Origin of the sequence: Microbacterium rhizomatis (assembly GCF_008710745.1) — a bacterium.
Taxonomy (GTDB): Bacteria; Actinomycetota; Actinomycetes; order Actinomycetales; family Microbacteriaceae; genus Microbacterium; species Microbacterium rhizomatis.
Map to the genome: position 1 here is coordinate 1,521,082 of NZ_VYSA01000001.1, position 5,234 is coordinate 1,526,315.

Annotated in this window: 6 protein-coding genes; 3 read left to right on the forward strand and 3 right to left on the reverse strand. The window is 66.8% G+C overall.

Features of this window, described 5'->3' with window-relative positions; all coding sequences use genetic code 11:
• Positions 1-2: 2 nt before the first annotated feature.
• Positions 3-1,487 carry a cell division protein PerM gene (locus tag F6B43_RS07160; RefSeq protein WP_211368042.1) on the reverse strand — a complete coding sequence of 495 codons (1,485 nt, stop codon included), beginning with the start codon at positions 1,485-1,487 and terminating at the stop codon, positions 3-5.
• A gap of 142 nt (positions 1,488-1,629) precedes the next feature.
• On the opposite strand from F6B43_RS07160, the gene F6B43_RS07165 reads away from it, so the two are divergent.
• Positions 1,630-3,093 (forward strand): NCS2 family permease, encoded by a 1,464-nt coding sequence (locus F6B43_RS07165; RefSeq protein ID WP_150448124.1) that lies wholly within the window; start codon positions 1,630-1,632, stop codon positions 3,091-3,093.
• A 32-nt stretch (positions 3,094-3,125) separates the two neighbouring features.
• Here the strand turns inward: F6B43_RS07165 and F6B43_RS07170 are convergent, their stop codons facing one another.
• A complete protein-coding gene (locus tag F6B43_RS07170) occupies positions 3,126-3,260 on the reverse strand; it encodes a nitroreductase/quinone reductase family protein (protein ID WP_211368044.1) in 135 nt (44 codons plus the stop codon).
• A gap of 126 nt (positions 3,261-3,386) precedes the next feature.
• On the opposite strand from F6B43_RS07170, the gene F6B43_RS20105 reads away from it, so the two are divergent.
• Positions 3,387-4,337 (forward strand): cutinase family protein, encoded by a 951-nt coding sequence (locus F6B43_RS20105; RefSeq protein ID WP_425486821.1) that lies wholly within the window; start codon positions 3,387-3,389, stop codon positions 4,335-4,337.
• A 10-nt stretch (positions 4,338-4,347) separates the two neighbouring features.
• Complete coding sequence (locus tag F6B43_RS07180; protein ID WP_150448126.1) at positions 4,348-4,710, forward strand: hypothetical protein; 363 nt, start codon at positions 4,348-4,350, stop codon at positions 4,708-4,710.
• A gap of 54 nt (positions 4,711-4,764) precedes the next feature.
• Here F6B43_RS07180 and F6B43_RS07185 read toward each other — a convergent pair whose 3' ends face one another.
• Positions 4,765-5,205: a nitroreductase family deazaflavin-dependent oxidoreductase gene (locus F6B43_RS07185; protein WP_150448127.1), complete on the reverse strand. Its 441-nt coding sequence runs from the start codon at positions 5,203-5,205 to the stop codon at positions 4,765-4,767.
• Positions 5,206-5,234 lie beyond the last annotated feature (29 nt).

Here is a 5,234-nt window from a genome sequence, read left to right on the forward strand (position 1 = left end):
GGTCAGTCTATCGGCGGCAGACCGGCCGGACGACGGGGCGGCGGGCCGGCAGGCCCGCGCTCGGTCGGTGGTGTCGCGGCGTCACCGGACATCTCGAAGGACGGCAGGGGCTCGAGTGGCGTTGTGTCGCCGTTCTCGTCGACGCGGGACCGGGCATCCTCCGAGATGTCCGGGGTGGGGCTCGCATCGAGCTCGGACGCCGACCGGTCGGCCTTGGCCTGCCGGTCGGCCTTGGCCTGCCGGCCGTCGGGACGATGCGGGCGCGGAGAGAGGAGCAGGATGCCGGCACCGAGGAGCACCTCCAGCCCGACCGCCAGCGCGACCGGGCCGGGCTGCGGGCCGACGTCGGCGAGCCGGCCGGGGCCCAGCGACCCCGAGGCGAGCACGGCGAGCAGGGCGGCGCCGGCAGCCGACGCGGTGGCGATCACCACCGTGAGCACGAATCGCACGAGGACCGGCTCGGCGTGCTCCGCCACGCCGTGGCCCGCGGCGCCCCGCTCGCCCGCGCCGACCAGGCGCGACCGCACGATCCACCCTGCGAATGCGCCCAGCGCGACGGGGATCAAAGCCAGAAGAAGGAGCCAGGACGAGACGGTTTCGGGCATCGCACCGAGCACCGGGATGCCGGGGACGACCCCCAGCTGCGTGCCGGCCGGCGACACCGAGGTGCCCGCACCCAGCGAGAACCCGGGGCCGGCGACGAACGCCATGCCCCACACCACGAGCGTCGGCAGGTACGCGAGCTGGCCGAGGGTCGTCATCGTCGCCCCGAGCAGATCCATGTTGCCGGATTCGAAGAGCGCGATCACCTCGCCGCCACGGAGGAGCAGCGCCACGGCGACGACGACCGCGCCGGCTCCGACGAGCCCGACGAGTACGGCCGCTGTGCCCCGCACGGCGAGTCCGACCGCCTCGCTCCATCCGTCCGTGCGCCACTCGAGCCGGTCACGCAGACGCGCCACCGGGCCTGCGCTCGCCTCGCGCCACTCCACGACGAGTGCGCCGATGAGAGCCGGGACGACGAACACGAGCGTCGGGAAGAGGACGGCCTGCCACAGGTGGATCGCGGCGATCCCCGAGCGTGCGGTGACGGCGACGAGGGTCGCGAGCGCGCCGAACACGAGGCCGCCGGCCACCACTCCGGTCAGCCACCCCTCGGCACGTGAGGCCCGCGCGCCGGAGCGCGCGGCGAAGATCGCGGTGAACGCGGCGAACCCGAGCGGCGCCAGAGAGAGCCAGAAGGATGCTGTGCTCGCATCGATCCCCGTCGCGGCGAGGTACTCGGGCGGCAGCGTGATCAGGACCGGGACGAGGTTGCCGAGCTGCCAGATGGTCGCGCTCGCCGGCCAGAGCGCCGTCCAATCCGCGCCCTGACCCAGGCCGAGCACCCACAGCACCGTCAGCGGCGCAAGCACCACGACGAGGCCGACGGCGACCGCGAGCGCGGCGTCGAAGGCCGCGAGGAAAGCGACGAGAACCCGATTCATGCCTCCACGACCCTACCCAGCGACCGGCGCGGATCCCGGCCCCCACGCCCGCTCGCCGCGGCTCGCGATCCTGCGAGGTTGCGGTGAGCGCGGGCACTAACGTCGTACGCGGATATCATCCACGAGCCCCCGGAGGTCATCCATGAGCACAGAGACAACAACCGGTCAGCGCTCCGCGCCCGGCCCCCGCAACGGGTTCGACCGATTCTTCGACATCACCGGCCGGGGCTCGACCCTCGGCACCGAGATCCGCGGCGGCGTGGTCACTTTCGTCACGATGGCCTACATCGTCATCCTGAACCCGATCATCCTCTCGAGCGGGACGGATGTCGCCGGAGACCGGCTGCCCTTCGGCGCCGTCGCGGCCGTCACCGCCTTGACCGCCGGCGTCATGACGATCGTGTTCGGCCTGGTAACGAGGCTGCCGTTCGCCTTCGCCGCCGGCCTCGGGATCAACTCGTTCCTCGCCGTCAGCGTCGTGGGGCAAGTGACGTGGCCCGAGGCGATGGGCCTCGTGCTCATCAACGGTGCGATCATCGTGATCCTCGCCGCGACGGGTCTGCGGCGCATGATCTTCGACGCCGTTCCGCTCGCCCTCAAGACGGCCATCACTGTCGGCATCGGCCTGTTCATCGCCTTCATCGGGTTCGTCGACAGCGGCTTCGTCACATCGACCGGATCGAGCTCGCCCCCGGTCGGACTCGGCGAGGCGGGCTCGGTGGCGACGGTGCCGACGCTCCTGTTCGTGCTCACCCTGCTGCTCACCGCCGTGCTCATGGCACGGAAAGTGCGTGGAGCGATGCTGATCGGCCTGATCTCGGGAACCGTAGCCGCCGTCATCGTCGAAGCGATCTGGCACCTGGGGCCTCGCGTGGGAACCGACGGCGCGATCAACCCGAACGGCTGGTCGCTGACGGTCCCGACCATCCCCGGGAATCCGTTCAGCCTCCCCGATCTGAGTCTCATCGGGCAGGTCAGCTTCGGCGGCTTCGAGCGGATCGGCATCCTCGCCGCGACGATGCTCGTCTTCACCCTCGTGTTCACGAACTTCTTCGACGCGATGGGCACCATGACGGGGCTCTCGCGCGAAGCCGGCCTCGCGAACGAGAAGGGCGACTTCCCCCGCCTGCGCTCGGCGCTCATCGTCGAGGGCGTGGGCGCGGTGGTCGGCGGCTACACCTCGTCGTCGTCCAACACGGTGTTCATCGAGTCGGGGTCGGGAATCGGCGAGGGCGCACGCACGGGCGTCGCGAACATCGTCACAGGGCTGCTGTTCGTGCTGGCGATGTTCTTCACGCCTCTGACCACGATCGTCCCGACCGAGATCGCTTCAGCGGCGCTGGTGATGGTCGGCGCGCTCATGATGGCGCAGATCCGCCACATCGACCTGACCGAGCTCTCGGCGCTGATCCCGGTGTTCCTGACGGTCACCGTCATGCCGCTGACCTACTCGATCGCGAACGGCATCGGCGCCGGCTTCATCTCGTGGGTCGTGATCCGGTCGCTGTCCGGCCGCGGGCGTGAGATCAGCCCGCTCCTGTGGATCGTCGCGGCCGGGTTCGTCGTGTTCTTCGCCCGTGGCCCGATCGAGTCGCTGCTGACCTGAGACGGGATGCTGCGGCATCCCGTCTTTCGCGGTCAGTCGGCGATGGGCTCGAGGACGAAGACGGCGATCTGCCGATCGGTCTTCGTCTGGTAGTCGGCGTAGGCCGGCCACGCCTCGACCGCGTAACCCCACCACTCGGCGCGCTCATCACCCGAGACCTCGCTCACGTCGGACCAGTGTGTTCAGAACTTAAGTTATAGTCAGATGCGCATTGTGGTTTCTGGTATATCTCGGCCACGACAGTGTGCACGTAATAGACGATTCGGCGCGAGGAAGTAGGGTCCGAGATGAAGATGAGATCGAAACTCCATAGAGCAGTTGCCACCACGGTTGCGACTCTCTCCTTGGCGGGCGGTGCCGTCTTCGCGCCTGCGCCTGCCGACGCGGAAGTTGCGTACGTTAATGCCAATCCGTGTGATTTCTCCGTTCTCATCGGTGTGCGCGGATTCACGGCACCATCAGGAACCGGCACATCAGCTGGGGGACACGGTTGGACTTCGGGCGGGTACGGCGATGTTCCCCAGTCGGTTGTCAGTTCGTACAATAGAAACTGGAGTTGGCCCACTTATGAAATAAGTCTGAATTATGACGCCTCAATAGTTTCGCCCATACAAGTGTGGGATGGTGCGCAGCACCTGGCGGACGAAATCAACTGGTATGCAAATACCTGCGCATACGGCCCGGCTATTCTCCTTACCGGACACTCTCTTGGTGCGGCCGTGATCATCAACCTACTGACGAATGCCGACGAGTATCTCACTGAGAAGTCTCGCGTGATGGTTCGCAGCGTTCAATTGTACGGAAGTCCCATGTTTTACGCACCCGGGAGATCGTGGAGCAGTGGCACAAACTACGGCCAGGGAATCTTCGCAGCGATGTCGTCGGCGGCTTCCAACGAGGCAGTGACCGCGAGTATCAATGCAACCTTTGGGGCGGGATTCATCGAGGATAACTGCTACGCCGAAGACGGGTACTGCCAGTCAGGGCGAGCGCTGGATAACGTTGCCCACAATCGATATGCGAACAACGAAGCAGTCATGGGCGGATACAGCCTCGGGGAAAGGCTGAGAGTAATGACCCGAGGCACACCCCGCGACGGGGCGACTGTGGAACCATCTGCGTACTCGCTCCCGGCTCCAGGGTCCGGGGAACTGCCGAATGTAGCACTGATAACGCCCCGCAATGCCAGCGAATATGCCGACGAGATCGCTCAGATGACGCATATCCTTCGGGAGCAGCGATGAGGAGATATTAGTGGTTACGAAGCCTATTGATACTTCTCGGCGGCGCTCCGGGTACGCACTCGAAGCGCTGCCGGGAATCATCGTTCATCTGCTCGGATCCGTAGCCGCGTGGACCTTTGTTCAGGTAAATGGGCTCATGGTGGCAGGATGCGGAGCGGAACGGACCTGCAACGCGACCATGACCGACCTCGCCGTCAACGGAATTCAGCCCGCGCTCATAGCAGTGTGGGCCGTGACAGCTCTGCTCTCTCTCGCCCGGGCGCTTGCATGGAGGCGAAGCCCCTGGCGAGTGCTCGGCATAGGAATGGGAGTATCAATTCTCATCACCGGGCTGGCCTATTTGATGCTGAGAATCGGTGCGGGAGTCCAATGACACAGTGACGTCCCGGGTCGTCCGGAACCCCCTTCGGATGACGTCCGGCGGCGGTCAGTCGGCGATGGGCTCGAGGACGAATACGGCGATCTGCCGATCGGTCTTCGTCTGGTAGTCGGCGTAGGCCGGCCACGCCTCGACCGCGTAACCCCACCACTCGGCGCGCTCATCACCCGAGACCTCGCGGGCGAGGTAGTCACGCGTGACGGCGCCGTCCTGCAGCTCGACGTGCGGATTCTTGCGCATGTTGGCGCCCCAGCGCGGCTCGTCGGGGGCGCCGCCCTTCGACGCGACGACGGCGTAGCGACCGTCGTGCTCGACTCGCATGAGCGCGGTCTTGCGCAGCGCGCCGGTCTTCGCGCCGACGGTCGTGAGGACGATGATCGGCTTGCCGCGCAGCTCGTTCGCCTCGGTGCCGCCCGACGCCTCGAACTTCTCGGCCTGCACGCGGGCCCATTCGGCGGTGCTCGGTTTGTACTCTCCGGTCAATGGCATGACTTCACCTTACGACCGCCGGCGACGGG